The 22,376-nt window shown below is 67.4% G+C and carries 26 protein-coding genes and 1 other RNA gene; 12 read left to right on the top strand and 15 right to left on the bottom strand.

Annotated elements, in window-relative coordinates:
* Positions 1 to 37: 37 nt before the first annotated feature.
* Together ACK41C_RS06770 and ACK41C_RS06765 are read left to right on the top strand one after the other, a co-directional pair.
* Positions 38 to 610: a hypothetical protein gene (locus ACK41C_RS06770; RefSeq protein WP_409651882.1), complete on the top strand. Its 573-nt coding sequence runs from the start codon at positions 38 to 40 to the stop codon at positions 608 to 610.
* 9 nt (positions 611 to 619) lie between these two features.
* Complete coding sequence (locus ACK41C_RS06765) at positions 620 to 1,021, top strand: type II toxin-antitoxin system PemK/MazF family toxin (protein ID WP_409651880.1); 402 nt, start codon at positions 620 to 622, stop codon at positions 1,019 to 1,021.
* Positions 1,022 to 1,170: 149 nt separating this feature from the next.
* Here ACK41C_RS06765 and ACK41C_RS06760 read toward each other — a convergent pair whose 3' ends face one another.
* Positions 1,171 to 2,124 carry an IS1595 family transposase gene (locus ACK41C_RS06760; RefSeq protein WP_409651878.1) on the bottom strand — a complete coding sequence of 318 codons (954 nt, stop codon included), beginning with the start codon at positions 2,122 to 2,124 and terminating at the stop codon, positions 1,171 to 1,173.
* 100 nt (positions 2,125 to 2,224) lie between these two features.
* Between ACK41C_RS06760 and ACK41C_RS06755 the strand changes: the two genes are divergently transcribed.
* Positions 2,225 to 2,443: a DUF6471 domain-containing protein gene (locus ACK41C_RS06755; RefSeq protein WP_409651875.1), complete on the top strand. Its 219-nt coding sequence runs from the start codon at positions 2,225 to 2,227 to the stop codon at positions 2,441 to 2,443.
* A gap of 67 nt (positions 2,444 to 2,510) precedes the next feature.
* Here ACK41C_RS06755 and ACK41C_RS06750 read toward each other — a convergent pair whose 3' ends face one another.
* Both ACK41C_RS06750 and ACK41C_RS06745 read right to left on the bottom strand, forming a co-directional pair.
* The gene (locus ACK41C_RS06750) at positions 2,511 to 3,770 is read right to left on the bottom strand and encodes an AAA family ATPase (protein WP_409651873.1); all 1,260 of its coding nucleotides are present in this window, start codon (positions 3,768 to 3,770) and stop codon (positions 2,511 to 2,513) included.
* A gap of 105 nt (positions 3,771 to 3,875) precedes the next feature.
* On the bottom strand, positions 3,876 to 4,673 hold the full coding sequence (locus ACK41C_RS06745) for a hypothetical protein (RefSeq protein ID WP_409651870.1): 798 nt from the start codon (positions 4,671 to 4,673) through the stop codon (positions 3,876 to 3,878).
* Between the two features lie 235 nt (positions 4,674 to 4,908).
* Between ACK41C_RS06745 and ACK41C_RS06740 the strand changes: the two genes are divergently transcribed.
* Together ACK41C_RS06740 and ACK41C_RS06735 are read left to right on the top strand one after the other, a co-directional pair.
* Positions 4,909 to 5,355, top strand: coding sequence for a helix-turn-helix transcriptional regulator (locus ACK41C_RS06740; RefSeq protein WP_409651868.1), 447 nt, complete (start codon positions 4,909 to 4,911; stop codon positions 5,353 to 5,355).
* A 22-nt stretch (positions 5,356 to 5,377) separates the two neighbouring features.
* The gene (locus ACK41C_RS06735; RefSeq protein WP_409651866.1) at positions 5,378 to 5,812 is read left to right on the top strand and encodes a DUF6265 family protein; all 435 of its coding nucleotides are present in this window, start codon (positions 5,378 to 5,380) and stop codon (positions 5,810 to 5,812) included.
* 75 nt (positions 5,813 to 5,887) lie between these two features.
* Here the strand turns inward: ACK41C_RS06735 and ACK41C_RS06730 are convergent, their stop codons facing one another.
* A complete protein-coding gene (locus ACK41C_RS06730) occupies positions 5,888 to 7,609 on the bottom strand; it encodes an alkyl sulfatase dimerization domain-containing protein (protein WP_409651863.1) in 1,722 nt (573 codons plus the stop codon).
* Positions 7,610 to 7,813: 204 nt separating this feature from the next.
* On the opposite strand from ACK41C_RS06730, the gene ACK41C_RS06725 reads away from it, so the two are divergent.
* Positions 7,814 to 8,689, top strand: coding sequence for an SDR family NAD(P)-dependent oxidoreductase (locus ACK41C_RS06725; protein ID WP_409651861.1), 876 nt, complete (start codon positions 7,814 to 7,816; stop codon positions 8,687 to 8,689).
* 85 nt (positions 8,690 to 8,774) lie between these two features.
* On the opposite strand, the gene ACK41C_RS06720 is transcribed toward ACK41C_RS06725, so the two are convergent.
* The 5 genes from ACK41C_RS06720 to ACK41C_RS06700 all read right to left on the bottom strand — a co-directional run bounded on the left by ACK41C_RS06720 (position 8,775) and on the right by ACK41C_RS06700 (position 13,037).
* Entirely contained in the window at positions 8,775 to 9,362 is a 588-nt protein-coding gene (locus ACK41C_RS06720; RefSeq protein WP_409651858.1) for a GNAT family N-acetyltransferase, read from the bottom strand.
* Positions 9,363 to 9,449: 87 nt separating this feature from the next.
* A complete protein-coding gene (locus ACK41C_RS06715; protein WP_409651855.1) occupies positions 9,450 to 10,202 on the bottom strand; it encodes a TSUP family transporter in 753 nt (250 codons plus the stop codon).
* A 343-nt stretch (positions 10,203 to 10,545) separates the two neighbouring features.
* Positions 10,546 to 11,865, bottom strand: coding sequence for an acyl-CoA dehydrogenase family protein (locus ACK41C_RS06710; RefSeq protein WP_409651852.1), 1,320 nt, complete (start codon positions 11,863 to 11,865; stop codon positions 10,546 to 10,548).
* Between the two features lie 373 nt (positions 11,866 to 12,238).
* Positions 12,239 to 12,604 carry a VOC family protein gene (locus tag ACK41C_RS06705; protein ID WP_409651850.1) on the bottom strand — a complete coding sequence of 122 codons (366 nt, stop codon included), beginning with the start codon at positions 12,602 to 12,604 and terminating at the stop codon, positions 12,239 to 12,241.
* 13 nt (positions 12,605 to 12,617) lie between these two features.
* On the bottom strand, positions 12,618 to 13,037 hold the full coding sequence (locus ACK41C_RS06700) for a hypothetical protein (protein ID WP_409651847.1): 420 nt from the start codon (positions 13,035 to 13,037) through the stop codon (positions 12,618 to 12,620).
* Between the two features lie 216 nt (positions 13,038 to 13,253).
* On the opposite strand from ACK41C_RS06700, the gene groES reads away from it, so the two are divergent.
* Both groES and groL read left to right on the top strand, forming a co-directional pair.
* Positions 13,254 to 13,565, top strand: coding sequence for a co-chaperone GroES (gene groES / locus ACK41C_RS06695; RefSeq protein WP_409651844.1), 312 nt, complete (start codon positions 13,254 to 13,256; stop codon positions 13,563 to 13,565).
* A gap of 36 nt (positions 13,566 to 13,601) precedes the next feature.
* Positions 13,602 to 15,245 (top strand): chaperonin GroEL, encoded by a 1,644-nt coding sequence (gene groL / locus ACK41C_RS06690; RefSeq protein WP_409651842.1) that lies wholly within the window; start codon positions 13,602 to 13,604, stop codon positions 15,243 to 15,245.
* A gap of 58 nt (positions 15,246 to 15,303) precedes the next feature.
* Here groL and ACK41C_RS06685 read toward each other — a convergent pair whose 3' ends face one another.
* Positions 15,304 to 15,654: a phage holin family protein gene (locus ACK41C_RS06685; protein WP_409651840.1), complete on the bottom strand. Its 351-nt coding sequence runs from the start codon at positions 15,652 to 15,654 to the stop codon at positions 15,304 to 15,306.
* Positions 15,655 to 15,728: 74 nt separating this feature from the next.
* Here ACK41C_RS06685 and ACK41C_RS06680 point away from each other — a divergent pair, with 74 nt between their 5' ends.
* Positions 15,729 to 15,935, top strand: a complete 207-nt coding sequence (locus ACK41C_RS06680) for a tautomerase family protein (RefSeq protein WP_409651838.1) — start codon at positions 15,729 to 15,731, stop codon at positions 15,933 to 15,935.
* Between the two features lie 86 nt (positions 15,936 to 16,021).
* Complete coding sequence (locus ACK41C_RS06675; RefSeq protein WP_409651835.1) at positions 16,022 to 16,630, top strand: hypothetical protein; 609 nt, start codon at positions 16,022 to 16,024, stop codon at positions 16,628 to 16,630.
* Positions 16,631 to 16,633: 3 nt separating this feature from the next.
* Here ACK41C_RS06675 and ACK41C_RS06670 read toward each other — a convergent pair whose 3' ends face one another.
* The 5 genes from ACK41C_RS06670 to ACK41C_RS06650 all read right to left on the bottom strand — a co-directional run bounded on the left by ACK41C_RS06670 (position 16,634) and on the right by ACK41C_RS06650 (position 18,962).
* Positions 16,634 to 17,473 (bottom strand): YmdB family metallophosphoesterase, encoded by an 840-nt coding sequence (locus tag ACK41C_RS06670; RefSeq protein ID WP_409651833.1) that lies wholly within the window; start codon positions 17,471 to 17,473, stop codon positions 16,634 to 16,636.
* A gap of 7 nt (positions 17,474 to 17,480) precedes the next feature.
* Positions 17,481 to 18,065, bottom strand: a complete 585-nt coding sequence (locus tag ACK41C_RS06665; RefSeq protein WP_409651830.1) for a 5-formyltetrahydrofolate cyclo-ligase — start codon at positions 18,063 to 18,065, stop codon at positions 17,481 to 17,483.
* 27 nt (positions 18,066 to 18,092) lie between these two features.
* A non-coding RNA gene (gene ssrS, locus ACK41C_RS06660) (6S RNA) lies at positions 18,093 to 18,255 on the bottom strand.
* A gap of 60 nt (positions 18,256 to 18,315) precedes the next feature.
* Positions 18,316 to 18,642, bottom strand: a complete 327-nt coding sequence (locus ACK41C_RS06655) for a cell division protein ZapA (protein WP_409651827.1) — start codon at positions 18,640 to 18,642, stop codon at positions 18,316 to 18,318.
* Positions 18,642 to 18,962 (bottom strand): DUF4164 family protein, encoded by a 321-nt coding sequence (locus ACK41C_RS06650; protein WP_409651824.1) that lies wholly within the window; start codon positions 18,960 to 18,962, stop codon positions 18,642 to 18,644. Before ACK41C_RS06650 ends, ACK41C_RS06655 begins: the two co-directional genes overlap by 1 nt.
* A 154-nt stretch (positions 18,963 to 19,116) precedes the next feature.
* Between ACK41C_RS06650 and tkt the strand changes: the two genes are divergently transcribed.
* Both tkt and purT read left to right on the top strand, forming a co-directional pair.
* Positions 19,117 to 21,096 (top strand): transketolase, encoded by a 1,980-nt coding sequence (gene tkt / locus ACK41C_RS06645; protein ID WP_409651822.1) that lies wholly within the window; start codon positions 19,117 to 19,119, stop codon positions 21,094 to 21,096.
* Positions 21,097 to 21,106: 10 nt separating this feature from the next.
* A complete protein-coding gene (gene purT / locus ACK41C_RS06640) occupies positions 21,107 to 22,306 on the top strand; it encodes a formate-dependent phosphoribosylglycinamide formyltransferase (RefSeq protein ID WP_409651819.1) in 1,200 nt (399 codons plus the stop codon).
* Positions 22,307 to 22,376: the final 70 nt, after the last annotated feature.

Below are 22,376 nucleotides of genomic sequence, written 5' to 3'. Positions count from 1 at the left end.
CCATCACCGGATACGATGACGCTTCACATCGGATCAGGTGACCGTCATGGAATTGCGTGAAGTCCGCCAGAAAGCGGCGGAAGGGCCGGCAGAAACCGGCGGAGAGCCCGCCACGGATCGTATAGATCACCGCATGATGCGGTCAGATATACGAGGCTCGGAAGTCACTTCCTCACCCGAGCGGCCTAACACCGTCGCGGGTCTGATCGAGAAACACCGCGAGATAGCCGGGAAGATCGAACACACCCGGCGAGTCCTCAACGCCCTGGTCTTCGACCTAGAGGCCCTTGAACACGCGATCCGCCTGTTCGACCCCAACGCCGAGCTAGGCCGCGCCAAGCCCCTTCCGAGCGAACACGCGGCCTTCAAGGGCGAGATGCGCCGGGACGTGTTGGCGGCCCTCAGGGCGGCTCAGGGGCCGCTCACGAGCCTCGACATCGCTCGGCAGGTCATCACCCGCCGGAAGCTCCCCGACGACGCCAAGATCGTCTCCATGATGCGGAAGCGGGTCGGAGCCGCGCTGTGGAAGCTGCGAGCGAGAGGGATTGTCGTGGAGGTCGCCCAGGTGGGGGACTACAAAGGGTGGCGGCTGAACCCAACCCAAGGTTAAGCTTGGCGAATGACTGTCGTCATCCATCCGCAACCCGGCACAATCGTGCGCGTCGATCTCAACGATGGCTTCCGTCCGCCAGAGATGGTGAAAAGGCGGCCGTGCATCGTCCTTTCGCCACCGCTACCAGGGCGGCCGCAACTCTGCACAATCGTGCCATTGAGCACGACGCCACCTAATCCGGCGGGGGCGCATCATATGCAGATCGAGTTCGATCCGCCCCTTCCGCATCCCTACATAGAGCCCCGAATGTGGGTGAAGGCCGACGTGGTGCTTACAGTCGCCTTCCATAGGCTACGGCTGCTGTTCTCGCGGTGGGATCAGGGGCAACGTGTGTATGACGTGCGCGTTCTTGATCCTCAGGTGTTCGAGGACGTCAAAGCCTGCGTCCGGGCTGGATTAGGGCTTTAGTCATTGACCTTTGGCACCCTAAGAATCATATTCATGAGGTCGCCGGTCGCACCGGCATTTAAGTCCAGCTTCGGCTGGCCACTGCGGGCGGGAGATCGCAATCCTACCGTAGCGTCTGAGAAAGCCCCGCTTCGGCGGGGCTTTTGCTTTCAGCGCTGCCAGTAGCCCTTCCACTGACGGCTGACGGGGTGCGCGAGCGCCGCGCCGGTCGCCAGCAGGAATTGCTCGCCGTTGCTGATCCGGCGATTGTCTTCGCGCCAAGCCATTTCCGAGGCGTAGGCGGAGAGATAGTTGCCGGCGATCCGGTGATGCGTCCCGATCTCCGCCCGACGCAGGCGGGAGAAGAAGCTTTCCGCCTGATTGGTGCAGCTCTCGCCGTTGGAATACTCGACGGAGTGATTGATGCGCTTCGTCAGGAAGCGGGCTTCTAGGTTGTCCCAATGGCTGGCTTCGTCGGCGTGGACGGTGGAGCCGTGGGCGACGGAGCCCAGGACGAAGGGAACACCCTCGGCTTCCGACTTGGCAACATGGGTGAGGGTTTCGCCGTCGCGCTCGCGGGCGACCACGACCACCTGACGCTTGCCGGACTGGTGGACCTTCCGGCGGCGGTCCTTGCGGTCCTCGCGGCGGTTGGCGGGCTTCACGTAGCCGCCGAAGTAGGCGCCATCGACCTCGATCTCACCGGCAAGCTCCGAGGCCATCTGTTCGGCCGCCAGGGCTTCCCTGATCTTGTGGGAGAGGACGAAGGCCGTCTTGTACTGGCAGTCCAGATCGCGGGAAAGCTGGAGGGCGCTATGGCCCTTCGCGCCGTTCACGAAGATCGCGATGGCCGCCAGGATGTCGCGGAGATCCATCTTGCGGGAGGCGAAGATCGTCCCCGACGTGACGGAGAACTGAGCGCCGCAGCCCTTGCACTTGAAGATGCGGCGGGCCTTGAAGGTGTAGCACTCGAAGCAGCCGCACTTGGGGCAGACCGGATCGCCGTCCGTCGCGGCCCAGCGGATCGCCCGGAAAGCGTCGTGCGCCTGGTCGTCGGTCATCCGCATCACCTTCGCCAGAGAGAGGGTGCGGGCGGCGGCGGAGAGGAGGAGATGCTGAGACATCATCAAATCCGGTGTATCTGTCACCGAATGTGATGATTACTCCCCTCGTTGTCAATGGTGAAAACATCGAATATGATGATATTCAACAGCGGAGATAAAGATGGCGGATGCAGAGTGGACCCTACGGGCCAAGAACCTGCTGAAAGCGGAGCTGAAGCGCCGGGGCGTGAGCTATCGGGAGCTTGCCGAGAAGCTGACGGCGATGGGGATTCCTGAGAGCGAACGGAATATCGCCAACAAGATCAGCCGGGGCGGGTTCACCGCCGCCTTCATGCTGCAGTGCCTGCAAGCCATCGGCGTTGACACCCTGCGGCTCTAGCTGTTGGCGCTACGTTCCGCAATGGAGCCCAATGGACGGTAATGGAAGGTAGTGGAGGGTGGCCCGATCAGCCCGCAAAGCCCTCACCATGGAGCGCGTCGCTCTTAGCTCGCGCCGCACGAATGGCGTTGATCCAGGCTGCGAAAGAGTTTGTTGGCAGGCGATAGAATCCTCGGCGGGTTTCGTCTTGGAGAATAATTTCCTTGGCCTTGAGCGTCAGGAGCGCGTTGTTTACGTTCGTTTCCGACACGCCGGACTCGGCGATGATGGTCTTACGGGCGACCCACCTATCGCCGTGCTCCGCCATCGCGTCGAGCACACGCCTATAATCTTCGGACGAAATGCGGGCGTGGTACATCTCGTTGAAGAACTTGTCGCCAAGCTGAGTTAGGGCGCCTCCGTCCTTGAACGCGCCCTCACCAACGTCATCCTCGTCAATCTCATTGTCGGTGTCTTGCTCGAAGGCGCTGTAGCCGAACTGGTGGACGAAATGAGGGTATCCCTCAGACAACTCCACGAGGAAGTTCATCCCGTCTTGAGTGATCTTCGTTTCGAAGCCGTTCTTTTCCTTCGCCTGCTTTAGGCAGGCTCTGATCACCTCTTCCCGCTCCGCCACCTCCAGCGGCTCAAGAAGCATTGTTTCAAACAACCGCGGGGAAGACTCATGGCTGTTGCGGAGCTTGCCTAAAAGGGTGGGGAGGCCAGCAAGGCCAAACAAGACGTTGTTGCAGTTCCGGCGAGTCAAGCGCTCCGCCAGAGCCTTCAGAAAAGCGCCAAGCCCAGCCTCTTCGCCGGGCCGGTCTGCCTCATCGATTAGAATCAGTATTCCATCGAGAAGCCCATGGGTCTGCTTACAAAAATTGGTGAACTGACTAACTAGATCGTCGGCTACCTGCTCGGCATCAAGATCGACATCTTGTTTGTGGAATTTTACCCCAAGAACCTCCCAATTTAGAAGCCAGTTGAAAAATTCCTTAGCCTTCTCTTTTGCCTCATTGTGATCAGCGAGAGCTTGACGCAAGCCGCGCCCAAGTTTCCTTATGATCTCAAATTGAGTAGTACATCCGCCAAGATCTATTGAAACAACAAGAAACTTGTACGTGTTTTCGGTAAAAGCTGTTAGTTCCCCGCGCGCAAGGTACTCAACATAAAAGAGCAGGGACGACTTACCAATCCCTCGCTCACCCTGGACAAGAAAGTGCTGGGGATTGCCGTTTTTGGCCTGAAACAGGCACTGATCGATGATCTTGAGTTCATCGACGCGCCCGACGAACATGCCGGGTCCGGCCATGTTGTTGGGTCGAAATGGATTGAATCTTGCGACCATGCGCGCTCCCTGCCCTTAACCGCAAGGTAGCAAAACACAACGCGATATCGCAAACTGATCGCCTCAATGCTTAGCTGCGGTTGAAGTGCAGACCTTGAGGCTTGACTAGCCGCCAGGGAATAGGAAGGGCGGCTTTTCGCCCTGCGCCTTCGCATACTCGATAAGGTTCGCTCTGGTCACGCGGGTCCGCTCGTCGACCTGCCTCCCAGTGAGATGGGAAAATGCAGCGATGCCCTGCGGCGGCTCGGCTATTAGTTCGCCATCAAGAATTGCGCCCTTTAGACGGGCGAATGATGCCTGTGCGGCGCCGGTAAGCGGCACCACGTATTGGAGTGGCGGAGACTCGCCGACCCACAAAGCCGCGGCCTCAAACAGCTCGAACGAGCCCACCCTTGACCATTGTTTCAGTATGAGTGCGCGCTGATTGCTCACTCCCAAGGCCTTCGCTACGTCGTTCGTTTTGATCGGCGGTGGGGGCGGTGTCGGGTCGGTCATCGGTCTTGGATTTGGCGGCGGAGCCAACACCGGCAGAGTGCCCGACCTCGCGTTCGCGACTGCTGTTGTGGCGGCCTTGGATGTTCGGCGAGGAAGGGGAGCCAGCACTAGCGCCACCAGCACGACAACGAGCAATGCTGCCGCAAGCGCCGCAGTTCTAGGCCATGAAAGACGCCAAGAGGGGGCCACGGCAACGACTGGTTTCGCGGGGCGGTCAGCGTTGACCTCCCCCCGTCGCTCCAGATCCTCGTACTTATCTCGCCAAAGATCGCGCTGAGCCTGGGCGGTCTCCACCGCCTGTTGCGCATCCTTCAGTTGCCTGTCGTAAAGGAACGCCGTGAAGGCCCCACCACCGAGAACCCCGGCAATCAGGATGAGGACAGCAAGTCCTGGGACTTGCTTGATCACTGCGCGCTCCCCGTGGAGCCAGTTGAGCAAGGATTCCATTGCCTAGACCTTGCCCCGGCGTTTTCGACACGGCAACGCTTGGTGCTTGAACTCACTGCTGAACTTCCTTTTGTTCAGCGGCATATGCGGCAAGAGCACTTCAACCTCTCGGATCGAGCTCGGCATCAAGCTAGCCACATCGAATCCGGTGACGCCCCTCATCAGAGGCGGGAGGTTCACCCCTATCTAGGTGTGCTTGCTACATAATACCGGAGAGGCGGGTCGGCTGGCCTGCCTCGCCGCTCACGTCTGGGGGGAGGTGCGCCACGCCCAGATCGATCCGCCGGTGGCCGCCGCCGTGGCGGCCCTGCGCGCCTCGGAGGGCAGAATCCCTCTCGAACAGCTGGCGGGCGTCGCCGGCCTGCCCCCGCGCACGCTGCAGCGCCGGTTCGCCAGCCTGGTGGGGATCTCGCCCCGCACCCTGGCGGCGGTGATCCGCGTGCGGCGCCTGTTCGACGCACTGGAGCGAGCCGAGACCTGGTCGGCGGCCGCCCAGGAAGCCGGCTATTTCGATCACCCGCAGATGGTCCGCGAGTTCCGGCGCTTTATCGGCTGCACGCCGTCGGAGTTCGCAGCGGGCCGTCCCGGGCTCGCGGCCAGCCTTGTCGCGAACCTACAAGACGCCCGAACGGCCGCCTCCTAACCTGCGCCTCAGGAGGATCGCCATGCACATTCCGGCCGCTGCGCTCGCCCTCATGATGTCCGCCGCCGGCGTCGACGACCTCGCCTGGATGGCCGGGAGCTGGCGCCTGGAAGCCGGCGGCGTCGTCACGCGCGAGGCCTGGCTTTCGCCGATGGATGGAACCATGGCCGGCGTGACCCAGACCCATCGCCCGGGCCGGCCGCCGGAGGTGGAGTTCGCTACGATCGTCGCCGACTCCCGCGGCGTCACCTTCACCGCACGGGTCGAGGGGCAGCCTCCGACGCCGTTCCGGCGGAAGCCCGGCGCCGAGGGCGAAGCCGTGTTCGAGAACCTGGAGCACGATTTTCCGCAGAGGATCGTCTATCGCCGCTGCGGTGAGGATCTCTGCGCCCGCATCGAAGGCGTGGTGCGCGGCGACCTCCGCAGCCAGGATTGGCGATACCGGCGGGAACGCTAGCTGCGCGCAGGAGTCGAAGTCCCCCTCAGTCAGCTTCGCTGACAGCTCCCCCAGCAGGGGAACATCTGGAAGCGCTTATCCGCCAAACAGCTGCAGGAAGGCGACCAGCGCGGCGGCGTCGCCGCGCTCCAGCTTCACTTTTCCGGACGCGAGCGCGGCCGACAGGGCTTGGGGCGAAGAGAGCGCCTCGACCCAATCGGCCTTGTCGGCGGCCACGACCACAGCCGCGTCGGCAGGCAGGCCGGCGGCCGTCTCGGCCACGCCGCGCCGCACGCGGATCGTCCAGTCGCCCTCGCCGGTCAGGCGCAGGCCCATGGCTCTCTCCACCTCGGCGGCCCGTTCGGCGTCGAGCCGGACGGGGAATGTCGCCACGATGGCTTCCGCGGGCAGGCGGGCGGCCTGGGACCCGCTGCGCCGCGCCCCGATCACCTGGGCCCAGCCCGGGGCCTTGCCCTCCAGCTCGGCGGCGCGCTGCAGGTAGTAGTTGCGGCCGTTGGGCGAGACGCTGTCATAGCCCAGCTGACGCAGGGCGCGGGCCTGCAAGGCGTCGGCCGCGGCCTTGGCTGCGGGATCGGCGCGCGCGATGTGGTTGGAAAGCTCCGCCGCCCATTTCCAGCGCCTTTCCGCCAGGGCGCGCTCGGCCGCCGCGAGCGCGGGCCCCGCGCCGCCGGCCAGGGCGACGATTTCCGTCGAGCGAGCCTGCGGATCGTCGAAGGAGAGAAAGGCCGGATCGCCGCCGAACCAGCCCATATAGCCGTCGACCACTGAGCGCACCGACCACTCCACCGTGCCGTAGTGCTCCGCCAGATAGGGATCTGCGGCCAGATGCGCGGGCAGCTTCACCCGGGCTGCGATCTCGTCGGGCGTCAGGCCGGCGTTCATCCAGCGCACCGCCTGGTCGTGGGTGAAGCGGATCGCATCGCGGTAGTTGGTGAGCGTCCGTTCGATCTCCGCCGCGCCGACCAGGGGCCGGGTGTGGGAGGGAACCATCACCTCGGCCTTCAGCGCCCGCATCCGGTCCAGGGACGCCGCCCATTGGACCGGGTCGCGATAGCTGGTGCCGCGGATCGTGTAGAGGTTGGGGAAGGCCTTGTAGATATTGTCGCCGGGGAAGAGGATCTTGCGGTCGGGCATCCAGACCAGGATCTGGTCCTCGGTCTCGCCCGGGGCGTGCTCCAGCACGAAGCGCTCCCCGCCCAGACGGATCTCCAGCCGATCCTCGAACACCGTGTTCGGCGGTACGAAGCCGCCCGCGCCGCCGCCGCCGAAGGCCGAGAGATAGGGGCCGATCCCGACATTCACGAAGCCGTCGGGCGTTCCCTTCGGCAGGAAGACGCCGTACATCCGCGCCGCCCGGGCGGCCACTGCGGGCGCGGCTACACCGTTCCACTTGGCGGCCTCGCGCACCAGGGTGGCGTGGGCGATCACCTTGGCGCCCCTGGCCAGGGGAAAGGCGGCCGCGCCGTTGATGTGGTCATTGTGATTGTGGGTGTAGATGACCCCCACCACCGGCTTGCCGCCGGCGCGAGGCTCGAACTCGGCCCAGACCTTCTTCGCCTCCTCGAGGCTGTCGGTGGTGTCGATGATCACCACCCCGGTCTTTCCGACGACCATGATCGAATTGGCGATGCCATAGCCGACGGCGGAGAACACCCCCGGCGTCGGCTCATAAACCTTCGGCGGCGCGAACTCGGTCGCATGGGCCTCGAGCGAGGGCGCGATCCGCGGCGCAGGGTCGGCCGCCAGGGCGAGGCCCGGCGCGAGCGCGGCGAGAACGGCGGCGATCAGGCGGTTCATGGAGGCCTCCCCGGTATTGTCATGAACAATGCCAATTGCGCCTGGGATCGCCTGCGGTCAACCTTCACCCGTGTCCCGGTTTCGGCCCAGCCGAAGACCGGGACCCACGAACGCCGATGATCCAGGCGTCCCAACTATCTGGACGACCCCGCCACACCCGCCCCATGATGCCGGGAAATTTTTAAGCGCATTGGGAGGAACGCCATGGGATTGCTGGATGGGAAAGTCGCCATCATTACGGGCGCAGGCGGCGGGCTGGGCGAGGCCTACGCCAAGCTGTTCGCCAAGGAAGGCGCGGCGGTCGTGGTCAACGACCTGGGCGGGGCGCGGGACGGCACGGGCGCCGACCGCTCGGCGGCCCAGAAGGTCGTGGATGAGATCACCGCCGCCGGCGGCCGGGCGGTGGCCAACGGCGACGACGTCTCCACCGTCCAGGGCGGCGAGAACATCCTGAAGGCCGCCCTCGACAACTTCGGCCAGGTGGACATCCTGGTCTGCAACGCCGGCATCCTGCGCGACAAGACCTTCGCCAACACCTCGGAAGAGGATTGGGACGCCGTGATCAAGGTCCACCTCAAGGGGACCTACTGCTGCGCCCTGCCGGTCTGGAAGTGGCTGAAGGACAACGGCCGCCCCGGTTCGATGGTGCTGACCTCCTCCACCTCCGGCCTCTACGGCAATTTCGGCCAGGCCAATTATGGAGCGGCCAAGGCCGGCATCTACGGCCTGGTCCGCGTGCTCTCGATCGAGGGGCGCAAGTACGGCATCCGCGTCATGGGCCTGGCGCCGGGCGCCTACACCCGCATGACCTCCGACCTCCCCGGCCGCCAGGGTCGCGAGCCCGACCCCATGAGCCTGCCCGAGAACGTCGCCCCCGGCGTGCTCTACATGGTCTCCGACCTCGCCGCCGACCACAGCGGCAAGGTGCTGGGCGTCTCGTCCCGCGGGGTGCGGGAGATCAAGATGCTGGAGACCGAGGGCTTCAATCCGGGCCGCCCCTACACCGCCCAGGAAGTCGCCGAGAACGCCGCCAAGGTCTTCTTCGCCGACGACAAGGCCCGCACCCTGGCCTCGGCCTGAGGCGGAGCATCTGGCGATGTCATCCCGGTCTTCGCCTCAGGGCGAAACCGGGATGGCGCCCTAAGCGGCCGCCAGACCGGCGGCCTCACCCCCCGAACGCCGCCAGCCGCGCCTCGAGCCGGTCCCGGACGGCAGGCCACTCGGGCGCCAGGATCGAGAAGATCACGGTGTCGCGGATTCGCCCGGTCCAAGTCACCCGATCCTGGCGCAGGACGCCCTCCTGCGTCGCCCCGAGCTTCAGCACCGCCGCGCGCGAGCGGGCGTTCAGCGCGTCGACCCGATAGACTACCCGCCGGGCGCCGGCCTCGAAGGCGTGGCCCATCATCAGCCGCTTGGCCGCCGGATTGACTGCGCCGCCCCGGACGTCCGGCCGATAATAGGTGCCGCCCACCTCCAACACCGCATTGGCCGCGTCGATGGCGTAGAAGGTGGTGATCCCCACCACCTCGCCGCCGGCGACGACCGCATAGGGCTGGGTGTCCCCCTGGGCTTGATCCTTCACCAGCTTGGCCCAGGTCGGCTCGAAGTGCTCGCCGGCCCAGGAGAAGGGATAGAGGTTCGTCCAGATCTCCCGATCGGCGTCGCAGGCCGCACGCAGGCCCTCGCGATGGCGCTCGGCCATCGGCTCCAGCCGCACGAACCGGTTCTCCAGGACCTTGGGCTCCAGCTGCATCCTCGCCTCTCCCGTTGCACGCGCGAACGGCTCTAGGCGTGATGCGGTCTGGCCCCAAGGTCCACTTCGAGCAATCGGACCAGACCACTAACCTCGCAGGAGGAGCTGCGCCGCCTGGATCAGGTAGAGCCCGCCGATCGCCGTGACGATGTAGCGGGTCCAGCGCTTGAAGTTCACGTCGCTCATCCGCTCCAGGATCTGGCCGCCCACCCAGGTCCCGGCCACGGAGAGGGGGATGGCCGCTGCGAACAGCCAGATGGGCGGCATGCCCTCCGACGGGGTCAGCAGCAGCGGCGCGCCATAGACGAGGATCTTGGCCAGGTGCGCGAAGACCTGGGTCGCCGCCTTGGTGGCGACGATGGCGTGGCGCGTCAGCTCGGTGCGGATGAAGAAGATGTCGAGCAGCGGCCCGGCCACGCCTGCGGTGAGATTGAGGCCGGTGACCATGAGCCCCGAGAGGAAGGCCTGGGGCGGCCGCGCCGCATCGAGCCTCAGGAGGCCCGGCGGCAGCCAGGTGAGGGCCGGCACCAGGCCCAGCAGCAGGAACAGCACCGGCTTGGACGGGACGAGCGCGATGAGCGCCACCACTCCGCCGGCCAGGGCCGAGGCTAGGGCGTACCAGCCGACGATGTCCCAGCGTACGTGCCGACGGTGCAGCACCGCCCGCCAGCCGTTGGCGACGAGCTGCAGGATTCCGTGGGTCACGAACGCCGCCGAGACCGGCAGGACCAGGGCCAGCCCGCCCATCAGGACGAGCCCGCCCGCCATGCCGAACACGCCGGACAGGGTGGCCGTGGCGAAAGCCAGGAGGATGATGAAGAGAGCCGCGATGGAGCTCATGGGGTCGTCCTTTCGGTTGCGGGCCGCCCCGGGGGTGGACACAGGCCACCGCCGGCGACGGGTCAGCTGCGCGTCGCGCGCGGGAAAGGTCTGCGGGTGCGCCCGCAGGATCCTCCGGCGGCCGGGACGCCGGCGGCGGGAGAACGAAAGCCGGGGATCGCGCCCTCGCGGGGATCGACCCGGGGTCGTCGAGGAACTTCCCGGCAGCCGCGCCGGACGGAGGCTCGCTTCGACACAGCCTTCCTACACCGGAACAAGCGCCGCAGTCACGACGTCGGCCCGAAAAGAAATCGGGCCCCGGCGTTCGCCGAGGCCCGATGGAGAACCGAAAGCTCTAATAAGCCTAGTTCCGGAACACCGCCGCGGTGGACGGGTCGTGCGGCTGTTCGCGATAGGTGCGCAGCTCGTTGCGGCCCACCACCATGTGGTGCACCTCGTCCGGGCCGTCGGCCAGGCGCAGGGTGCGCTGGGAGGCGTACATCTTGGCCAGAGGGGTCTTCTGGCTGACGCCGGTGGCGCCGTGCATCTGGATCGCCTGGTCGATGATCTTGCAGACCCGCTCGGGCACCATGGCCTTGACCATGTGGATCCAGATCCGGGCCTCGTCGCGCGGCAGCACGTCCATGGCCTTGGCGGCCTTGAGCACCATCAGGCGCATGGCCTCGATCTCGATCCGCGCCCGGCTGACGATCTCGATATTACCGCCCAGCTGGATCAGCGGCTTGCCGAACGCCTCGCGCGAGAGGCCGCGGGTGATCATCAGGTCCAGGGCGCGCTCGGCCTGGCCGATGGCGCGCATGCAGTGGTGGATGCGGCCCGGGCCCAGGCGAAGCTGGCTGATCTCGAAGCCGCGGCCCTCGCCCAGCAGCATGTTCTCCTTGGGCACCCGCACATTGTCGAAGACGATGTGCATGTGGCCGTGCGGGGCGTCGGGGTCGCCGAAGACGTTCATCGGCCCGACGATGGTGACGCCCGGATGCGGCAGCGGCACCAGGATCTGCGACTGGCGCAGGTGCGGCGGGCCGTCGGGGTCGGTCTGGACCATGACGATCATGATCCGGCAGCGCGGGTCGCCGGCGCCGGAGATGTAGTGCTTCTCGCCGTTGATCACGTATTCGTCGCCCACCAGGGTGGCGCGCATGCGGATGTTCTTGGCGTCGGAGGAGGCCATGTCCGGCTCGGTCATGGCGAAGGCCGAGCGGATCTCGCCGTTCAGCAGCGGCTTCAGCCACCGCTCCTTCTGCTCGGGCGTGCCGACGCGCTCCAGCACCTCCATGTTGCCGGTGTCGGGGGCCGCGCAGTTCATCACCTCCGAGGCCATGGGCGCCTTGCCCAGCTCCACGGCGATATAGGCGTAGTCGAGGTTGGAAAGCCCCTCGCCGGTGTGGGCGTCGGGCAGGAAGAAGTTCCACAGGCCCTGCGCCTTGGCCTTGTCCTTGGCGGCCTCCAGCACCTCGAGCTGGCCGGGGGCGTAGCTCCAGATGTCAGTCTTGTTCTCGCCCAGGCGATGGAACTCCTCGCTCATCGGGACGACGACCTCCTTGATGAAGGCCTTCACCTTGTTGAGCAGCGGGAGCGCCTTGTCCGACATCCGCAGGTCGTTCAGTTCGTCCTGGGGGTTCAGGCCGAAGCCGGTCTCGGGCCGTTCTGCGGTCATGGTCATCTGGATCGCTCTCCCTCGGGTTCTGTGCGCGCGGAGGGCTCCCGCGCGAAGCCCTCGTTTCGGATGGGTCGGGCGACGTCGCCGCCCGGAAGCCGCCGCTAGATTGGACCCATACGGCGCGGAAATCAAACAAGCGTTTTAATCATTTTCGTGAAGTTGCGGCGCGCCAAACGCGCAACCAGGCGAAGCGGCAGAGAAAAAGCATGCGCCGGTTGGGCCGGCGGCCGGCTCAGGCGTAGAGCGATGCAGGCTGGCTCAGCGCCGCCACGGCGAGCACCATCGCCAGGGCGGCCAGGGCGGGCGCGAGTTTGAACAACAGCATCATGCCCGATTAGATAGTGACCCGGACATGACGCCGCCAGTTAAGGACTGTTCAGATTTCCTGAGGCGCGTGGCAGACGGCCTCGATGTTGTTGCCGTCCGGATCCAGCACGAAGGCGCCGTAGTAGTGGGCGTGATAGTGCGGCCGCACGCCCGGCCCGCCATTGTCGACGCCCCCGGCTTCCAAGGCCGCCTTGTAGAAGGCGTCGACGGTGGGCCGGTCCGGAGCCGCGAAGGCGACATGCACGTCGCAGGGGCCGCCTCCGCCGCCGATCCAGAAGAACGGCCGGGTGTCGCCATAGCCGGCATAGCCTGCGCCTTGCATGATCCGACGAAGGCCCAGGGCCGAGAGCGCGATATCGTAGAAGGCTTCCGAGCGTTCGTAGTCGGACACCTTGAGGGTGATGTGGTCCAGCACCGCCCCCTCCCGCCTATCGCGCCGCCAGCTGGTCGGCGCCGGGACATATGGCCGCCAGCAGCGCCTTGTCGTCGGCGGTCTCGGCCCTCCTGCCCTTGGCCTTGCGCCAGTTGGCGGCGATCTCCAACGGCTTTTTGGGGGTGTAACCGCCAAGGCTGACGAGGGCGCCGGCGTTGCAGTCGAGGGCGTAGACGAAGCCCACTCCGTCCGGCGCGCCAGGCCCCGCCGGCCCCATGCGCGGTTCGGAGCCGGGCTTGCCGATGGCCTGCAGGACCACGATACGGCCCGTCTGGGCGTCGCGATAGGAATAGTCGGCGTCGTAGGACCACTGCAGGCCCTTGTCGTTGACGGGAGTGTAGGCCTTCCAGGTTTCCGCCTGGGCCACGCCGGCGGCGGCCAGGGCGGCGAGGGCGATCGCAAGCGCTGCGCGCATGGCGGCAAGCTCCGGTTTGGTTCCGGCCGCGACCCTATCCGGCGGCGCGAGCGCCCCGCAACGGGATTCATTTTTTCGGCCCGGCCTCGCCTTGACTCCGAAAGCCGCGGCTCCTAACTCCCGCGCGGCGTTAGCACTCAGGGGCCACGACTGCTAACGGCTGGGTCCCTGCGCTGGCGCGTCCTGATTCAAACCGTCTCGAGCGGAGATATAGATATGGCGTTTCGTCCTCTGGGAGACCGCGTGCTCGTCAAGCGCGTCGAGGAAGAGCAAAAGACCAAGGGCGGGATCATCATCCCCGACACGGCCAAGGAAAAGCCGCAGGAAGGCGAAGTGATCGCCGTCGGCCCCGGCGCCCGCGACGACAACGGCAAGATCCAGCCCCTGGACGTCAAGGCCGGCGACCGCATCCTGTTCGGCAAGTGGTCGGGCACGGAAGTGAAGATCGACGGCGAGGATCTCCTGATCATGAAGGAGTCCGACATCCTGGGCGTGGTCGAGCCCGACGCGGCCGCCAAGGCCGCCTGACTTCCCGCGCAACCCTAAGATCGAGAGACAGCAAACATGGCTGCTAAAGACGTCTACTTCTCCTCGGACGCGCGCGATCGCATGCTGCGCGGCGTCAACACCCTCGCCAATGCGGTGAAGGTGACCCTGGGCCCGAAGGGCCGCAACGTGGTCATCGAAAAGTCCTTCGGCGCCCCGCGCTCCACCAAGGACGGCGTGTCGGTCGCCAAGGAAATCGAACTGTCCGACAAGTTCGAGAACCTGGGCGCCCAGCTGATCCGCGAAGTCGCCTCCAAGACCAATGACAAGGCCGGCGACGGCACCACCACCGCCACCGTCCTGGCCCAGGCCATCGTGGTCGAAGGCCTGAAGTCGGTCGCGGCCGGCATGAACCCGATGGACCTGAAGCGCGGCGTCGACAAGGCCGTCGCCCGGGTCGTCGAGGAGATCAAGGCCAACGCCAAGAAGGTCACCACCAACTCGGAGATCGCCCAGGTCGGCACCATCTCGGCCAACGGCGACCTGGAAGTCGGCGAGATGATCGCCAAGGCGATGGACAAGGTCGGCAACGAAGGCGTCATCACCGTCGAAGAAGCCAAGACCGCCGAGACCGAACTCGACGTGGTCGAGGGCATGCAGTTCGACCGCGGCTACCTGTCGCCCTACTTCATCACCAACGCCGAGAAGATGGAGGCCGAACTCGAAGAGCCGCTGATCCTGCTCTTCGAAAAGAAGCTCTCCTCCTTGCAGCCCCTGCTGCCGGTGCTCGAAGCGGTGGTCCAGTCCGGCCGTCCGCTGCTGATCATCGCCGAGGACGTGGAAGGCGAAGCGCTGGCCACCCTCGTGGTCAACAAGCTGCGCGGCGGCCTGCGCGTCGCGGCGGTCAAGGCTCCGGGCTTCGGCGACCGTCGTAAGGCCATGCTGGAAGACATCGCCATCCTGACCGGCGGCGAGCTGATCAGCGAAGACCTCGGCATCAAGCTCGAGAACGTCTCGCTCGACATGCTGGGCCGCGCCAAGAAGGTGACCATCACCAAGGACGACACCACCATCGTCGACGGCGCCGGCGCTAAGGACGGCATCGAAGGCCGCATCAGCCAGATCAAGAAGCAGATCGAGGACACCACCTCGGACTACGACAAGGAAAAGCTGCAAGAGCGCCTGGCCAAGCTCGCCGGCGGCGTCGCGGTGATCCGCGTCGGCGGCGCGACCGAAGTCGAGGTGAAGGAAAAGAAGGACCGCGTGGACGACGCCCTGAACGCCACCCGCGCGGCGGTGGAAGAAGGCATCGTGCCGGGCGGCGGCGTCGCCCTGCTGAAGGCCTCCAAGGTCCTGGAAGGCTTCAAGGTCGACAATGACGACCAGGAAGCCGGCGTCGCCATCGTGCGCCGCGCCCTGCAGGCCCCGATCCGTCAGATCTCGGAGAACGCCGGGGTCGAAGGCTCGATCGTGGTCGGCAAGGTGCTGGAGAACGCCTCGGCCACCTTCGGCTTCAACGCCCAGACCGAAGAGTATGTCGACCTGGTGCAAGCCGGCGTCATCGACCCGGCCAAGGTCGTCCGCACGGCTCTGCAGGACGCGGCTTCGGTCGCCGGCCTGCTGATCACCACCGAAGCGGCCATCGTCGAAGCCCCCAAGAAGGGCGGCGCGGCAGGCGGCCCCGGCGGCGGTATGCCCGACATGGGCGGCATGGACTTCTAAGTCCAAGCCACCGACGTCTGTAAGGATGAGGGCGGGGCCGAAAGGCTCCGCCCTTTTTCTATACCCGCTTGGCGTCCCCGATCACCATGGCCCCGATCCAGCTGGTCACGCCGGTGATGACGGCCGCCAGCACGCCGGAACCCAGGCCGTCCACCCGGAAGCCTGGGACGACCAGGGCCACCAGCAGGATCATCAGGGCGTTCAGCACCAGCAGGAACAGGCCCAGCGTCACGATGGTGAGCGGCAGGGTCAGGATGAAAAGCACCGGCCGGAGGATGGCGTTGACCACGCCCAGGAGCAGCGCCGCCACGGCGAGCGCCACAAGGCCGTCATAACTGACGCCGCGCAGCAGATAGGCCGCAAGCGCCAGGCCGAGGGCGGCGAAGACCGCGCGGGCGAGAAAACGCATGGGGGAAGACTCCTTGGCCGCTTGCCGCGGAGCTTGGCCTCCTTAAGTGTGCGGGGCAAGCCGCAGGAGGACCCATGCCCTACGTCAACATCCGCATCACGCCCGGCGCCACCGATGACCAGAAGGCCGAGCTGATCAAGGGCGCCACCGACCTGCTGGTGAAGGTGCTGAACAAGAATCCGGCCACCACCTTCGTCATCATCGACGAGGTGGAGACGGAGAACTGGGGCGTGGCCGGCGAAAGCGTCGCCGCCCGCAACCGCAAGGCCGGCGCCGGCTGAGGCGCGGCTGTTACGCATCCGATACGCGAGGGCCAAGCTTTGGCCCCAGCCCCGGGCCAGGGTCCGCCCGCGCGAGAGGACCCGACATGCAGCATCGCTTCCTGGCGGCCGTAGCCGCGAGCCTGTTTTTTGCGGGGGCAGCCGTCGCCCAGCCCCGCCCGCCGGCTGGAGACGGGCCGCCGGGCATGCGCCTGTTCGTGAGCCCCTCGGGGGAGCCTTTCCGCGGGGTCGACGGCCTGGCTGACTGGTTCCTCGCCGCCGACGCCGACCGCGACGGGGTGCTGACCCTGGCGGAGTTTCGCGCCGACGCCATGCGCTTCTTCAAGGTGCTGGACGCCGACGGCGACGGCTGGATCGACGGCTTCGAGAACAGCGCCTACGAGCGCGAGATCGCCCCGGAGATCACGAGCTTCGGGGCCGGCCCCGGCGGGCCGCCTGGCGGGGGCCGCCCGCCCTCCGGCCGTCCCTCTCGCACCAAGGGCAAGGGCGACGGGCCTCGTCAGGGCGCGGCGCGATTCTCCCTGCTGAACGAACCCCAGCCGGTACGCGGCGCCGACCTCGACCTGAGCCAGAGGGTCAGCGCCGAGGAGTGGGCCAAGACCGCCGGCCGCCGCTTCGCGCGGCTGGACCTCGACGGAAGCGGCAAGCTTACCCTGGCGGCCCTGCGCCCCCGCTTGCCGGGTCAGGTCCGCTGAGGCCTACTCCGCGGGCGTGCGGGCGAGCTGCGGCACGGCCTGGGTCAGGCGCCCGCCCACCCGGATCGGCTCGATGCGGCGGGCCAGGCCGGTGGCGTCGTCGGTCTCCACGAACACGCCGCAGACCGTGGCCGGTCCCTCGGCGGGCTTGTAGCGGCCGCCGGAGATGCGGGTGGTGAAGCGCCGCAGCGGCTCTTCCTTCTGGTTGCCGATGACGCTGTCATAGTCGGCGCAGGCGCCGGCGTCGGTCTGGTAGGCCGTGCCGTTCGGCAGGATCTGGCAGTCGGCGGTGGGGACGTGGGTGTGGGTGCCCACCACCAGGCTGGCGCGCCCGTCGCAGAAGTGCCCCATGGCCATCTTCTCGGACGTCGCCTCGGCGTGGATGTCGACCACCACCGCATCGGCCGCCAGGCCCAGGGGCGCCTTTTCGAGCTCGCGGTCGACGGCGGCGAAGGGGTCGTCGAGCGAATCCATGTGCACCCGCCCCAGCAGGTTGATCACCAGGATCCGCTTTCCGGTGTCGGTCTCGAACAGGTTGGCGCCGCGGCCGGGCGCGTCGGCCAGGACCGAATAGTTCAGCGGCCGGATCAGGCGCGGCTCGCGGACGATATAGGTTAGGGCTTCCTTCTGGTCCCAGGAGTGGTTGCCGAGCGTCAGGCAATCGGCGCCCGCGTCGAACAGTTCGCGCGCCGTGCTTTCGGTGATGCCGAAGCCGGCCGCCGCGTTCTCGGCGTTGACGATGACGAACTCCAGGCCGAGTTCCCGGCGAAGAGCGGGAAGGTGGTCGGCGAGGCCGTCGCGGCCGGAGCGGCCCACCACGTCCCCAAAGAAGGCGAAGCGCATAGGAAGATCAGTCCTTTCCGGCCTCGATATAGCCGGTTTCGGTGAGGATGGCGTCCAGCCGCTGGTCGTGCGGCTCGTCCGGCAGCGCGTCCACCTCCTGGCCGGCATAGGCGAGGCCCAGGATGAAAACCGGCTTCATCGCCCGCAGGTTCGCGATGGTGCGGTCGTAGTGCCCGCCGCCCTGGCCCAGGCGCCGGCCCATCCTGTCGAAGGCCAGCAGCGGGCAGATCACCAGGTCGGGATGCATTTCGGGCGCCGACGGGGGCGGTGAGGGGACGCCGAAGATGTCCGGCTGGGGCGTGTCGCGCTCGTCCCAAGCGCGGAAGGCGAGCGGGGTGTCGGCCGCCTCCGCCGCAGGCATGGCGAAGAAAGCCCCGGTGCGGGCGAGCTTACGGATCAGCGGACTGGGGTTCAGTTCCGCCCCCAGGGCGTAGTAGCCGGAATAGCAGGCGAAGGCCGGCAAGCGCTCCAGGGGCAGGTGATCGCAGACCCGTTCGGCCGCGTCGGGGCACGCCTGGGCGAGCTCGCGGCGCAGGCGGCGTAGGCGCGCGCGCAGCTCACTCTTGGCGGACTGTGGAGAGGGGGCGTTCACGCCCGCCTTATAGCAGGGAAAATCGGTGGCGGCGCCGCGAGAGCCGTGAAGGACGGTTCAATCCCCTCGACCTGGATGACCAGGTGGGCGCCGTAGTGCCCGAGCCCACGGGCCCGGACAGGGACAGCTCCCTTCGAGACGATTAAGGTCGCTGGGATGTAGTTGCCTTCGACGCGAGCCGCAGCAAGACCCGCCGGGTTCGAAGGTAGGTGGCGCGAAGGCGACCCGCAAGCGCGGCCGCAGCCCTAGTCTACTCCGCCGCCAGCTTTTCGAGCTTGGCCGCCGCCTTGTCGACGGCGGCGGCGGCGCGGGCCTCGATGCGGGCGTTGTCCGACTGCAGGCGGGCGAGTTCGGCCTGCAGGGAGGTCATCCGCGAACGCAGGTCGTGGAGCTCGTCGGCCAGCAGCAGCGCGCCCATCAGGAAGAGCCGGGTGTCGCCCAGCTGGCCCATCTCTTCCGACACCTGCCGCACCTGGCGGTCAAAGGTGCGGGCCAGTTCGTAGAGGTGCGCCTCCTGGCCGTCCTCGCAACCGACCGCATAGGGCCGGCCGTTCACCTGGATCGTGACCTGGGCCATTAGACCTCCTCGCGCTCGGCGGCGGGCGCCAGGGCCGCGGCCGCAGCCTCAAGCGCCTCGGTGGGATGCTCGGCCAGGGCCGATTTGATTTCGGCGATGGCGCGACCCAGGGCCGCAGAGGCCTCGGCTCCGGCGGCCGCCAGCTCGCGCTCGCGCTCGCGGGCCCTTTCGAGCTCGGCGGCGAGGCGGCTCTGGTCCTGGTCGAACAGGCCCCCACCCTCCGCCCCCTGGGACGAAAGGCGTTGCTCCAGGGCCGCGACCGCGCGGTCCAGCCGCTTCATGGCCAGGTCGAGGGCGCTCTCGCCCGTCGGCTCCCGCATGATTCCCTGCTCCGAAAGTGTGACCGTTAATCTATAGACCCGCCCGGCCGCGCGCCGAAACCCGCTCTGTGCAGCGACGGTTCCTTGACCCCAAAACGGTCACGTGCGACCCCGCGCGCCATCTCCCGCCAGAAGAGCGAAAGCCGCAAGACCGATGCCCGCAAAGCTGCAAACCATGGCCGACGCGATTCGCGTCCTCTCGATGGACGCCGTGCACAAGGCGCGGTCGGGCCACCAGGGCATGCCCATGGGAATGGCCGACGTCGCCGCCGTGCTGTGGACCAAGTTCCTGAAGTACGACGCCAGCCGCCCCGACTGGGCCGACCGCGACCGCTTCGTGCTCTCGGCCGGCCACGGCTCGATGCTGCTCTACGCGCTCCTTCACCTGACCGGGTTCAAGGCGGTCACCATGGACCAGATCCGGAACTTCCGGCAGTGGGGCTCCAACACGCCGGGCCATCCGGAATACGGCCACACGCCGGGCGTCGAGACCACCACCGGGCCGCTGGGCCAGGGTCTGGCCACCGCCGTCGGCATGGCCATGGCCGAGCGCCACCTGGCCGCCCGCTTCGGCGAGGAGCTGGTCGACCATCGCACCTGGGTGATCGCCGGCGACGGCTGCCTGATGGAGGGCGTCAGCCACGAGGCCGCCTCCATCGCCGGCCGGTTCAAGCTGAACAAGCTGACGGTGCTGTTCGACGACAACAACACCACCATCGACGGCGAGGCGACCATCGCCGAGACCGGCGACCAGCTTGCCCGGTTCAAGGCCTATGGCTGGGCGGTGAAGGCGATCGACGGTCACAATCACGGCCAGATCGCCAGCGCCCTGCGTTGGGCGATGCGCCAGGACAAGCCGACCCTGATCGCCTGCAGGACCAAGATCTCCAAGGGCGCCGGCCGCAAGGAAGGCGACCCCCACAGCCATGGCTACACCCTCTTCGACGACGAGATCGCCGACGCCCGCCTGGCCATGGGCTGGAGCCACGAGCCGTTCGTGGTGCCCGACGAGGTGGTCAAGCCCTGGCGCGCCGCGGGCCGCCGCGGCGCCAAACCACGCAAGGCCTGGGAAGCCCGCCTGGCCGCCGCCTCGTTGCGCGGCGAGTTCGAGCGCGCCCTGCGCGGCGACCTCCCGGAAAACGCCTTCGAGCGCCTGGAGGCCCACATCGCCAAGGCGGTGGAGACCAAGCCGGGCGCGGCCACCCGCCAGCACTCGGGCGCGGCGCTGGAGCAGCTGGTTCCCGCCATCCCTGAACTGGTCGGCGGCTCGGCCGACCTCACCGGCTCCAACAACACCTACGTCAAGGGAACCAAGGCCTTCGACCTGCCGGACTATGAGGGCCGCTACGTCCACTACGGCGTGCGCGAGCACGGCATGGCCGCGGCGATGAACGGCATGGCGCTCCACGGCGGGGTGATCCCCTTCTCCGGCACCTTCCTGGTGTTCTCCGACTACAGCCGCCCGGCGATCCGCCTCGGCGCGCTCATGGGAACGCGCGTGATCCACGTCATGACCCACGATTCCATCGGAGTCGGGGAGGACGGCCCCACCCACCAGCCGGTGGAGCACGTGGGTTCCTTGCGCATGATCCCCAACCTCAACGTCTTCCGCCCGGCCGATGCGGTGGAGACCGCCGAGTGCTGGAAGCTGGCGCTGTCGACCAAGACTACGCCCTCGGTCATGTGCCTGTCGCGCCAGAAGGTGGCGGCGGTCCGCGACTCCGCCCCGGAGAACCTGTCGGCCAAGGGCGCCTATGAGCTGAAGCCCGCCAGCGGCCCGGCCAAGGTCACCCTGTTCGCCTCGGGGACCGAGGTGGCGGTGGCCGTCGGCGCTCAGGCGATCCTGGAGGCCGAGGGCGTGCCGGCCCGCGTCGTCTCCACCCCCTGCTGGGAGCTGTTCGAGGCCCAGGACGAAGCCTATCGCAAGGCGGTGATCGGCGATGCGCCGGTGCGGGTGGCGGTCGAGGCCCAGGTCGCCTTCGGCTGGGAGCGGTTCATCGGCGAGGACGGCGTCTTCGTCGGCATGAAGGGCTTCGGCGCCAGCGCCCCGGCCGAGCGTCTCTACCAGGAGTTTGGGATCACGCCGGAAGCGGTGGCCGCCGCCGCCAAGGCCAAGCTCTCCGCCAACGGATAGGGTCTTCCCCATGCGCCTCGGCACGCCGCTCTCGCCCACCGCCGTCAAGGTCATGCTGCTGGGCTCGGGAGAGCTCGGCAAGGAGGTGGCCATCGAGCTGCAGCGGCTGGGCTGCGAGGTGATCGCCGTCGACCGCTATGCGAACGCCCCCGCCCATCAGGTGGCCCACCGCTCGCACGTGATCGCCATGACCGACGCCGCGGCCCTGCGCGCCCTGGTCGAGGCCGAGCGCCCGCACCTGATCGTGCCGGAGATCGAGGCCATCGCCACCGACGAACTGGTGAGGATCGAGGCGGAGGGTGTGGCGACGGTGATCCCCACCGCCCGCGCCGCGCAGCTGACAATGAACCGCGAGGGCATCCGCCGGCTGGCCGCCGAGACGCTTGGCCTGCCCACCTCGCCCTACGCCTTCGCCTCCTCCGAGGAGGAGCTCGCGCGCGCCGCCGCCGAGGTGACGGGCTTCCCCTGCTTCGTGAAGCCGGTGATGTCCTCATCCGGCAAGGGCCAGTCCTATGTTGAGGGGCCGGAAGGGATCGCTGCGGCCTGGCGCTACGCCCTGGAGGGCGGCCGGGTGGAGCAGCCTCGGGTGATCGTCGAAGGCAAGGTCGAGTTCGACTTCGAGATCACCCAGCTCACCGTGCGGTCGCGCGGCGCGGAGGGGTCCATCGCCACCAGCTTCTGCGAGCCCATCGGCCACCGCCAGGTGAAGGGCGACTATGTGGAGTCCTGGCAGCCCCAGCCGATGAGCCAGGCCGCCCTGGCCCGTGCGCGCGAGATCTCGGCAGCCGTCACCGCCGAACTGGGCGGCCTCGGCCTCTTCGGGGTCGAGCTGTTCGTGAGGGGCGACGAGGTCTGGTTCTCCGAGGTCAGCCCCCGGCCGCACGACACCGGCCTCGTGACCCTGGCCACCCAGAATTTCAGCGAGTTCGCCCTGCACGCCCGCGCGATCCTGGGCCTGCCGGTGGACGCGAGCCTGCGCGAGACCGGCGCCAGCGCGGTGATCTACGGCGGGATGGAGGCGCAAGGAGTCGCCTTCGACGGGGTCGCCGAAGCGCTGGGCGTTCCCGGCGCAGATCTGCGCTTGTTCGGCAAGCCGGAGAGCTACGAACGCCGGCGAATGGGCGTGGCGCTGGCCCGCGCCGCCGATATCGAAACCGCCCGCGAACGGGCGCGAGACGCCGCCGCTCGCGTGAAGCCGATCAAGCCCTGAGACGTCGCAACCGGAAGTCGTTGCGCCGGCGCTGAAGCCCGCTAGCATCGCCCCACACCTGTGGGAGGCA

The organism is Phenylobacterium sp., assembly GCF_046290725.1.
In the GTDB taxonomy this organism is placed as follows: Bacteria; Pseudomonadota; Alphaproteobacteria; order Caulobacterales; family Caulobacteraceae; genus Phenylobacterium.
This window is presented reverse-complemented; position numbering and strand designations above follow the sequence as displayed.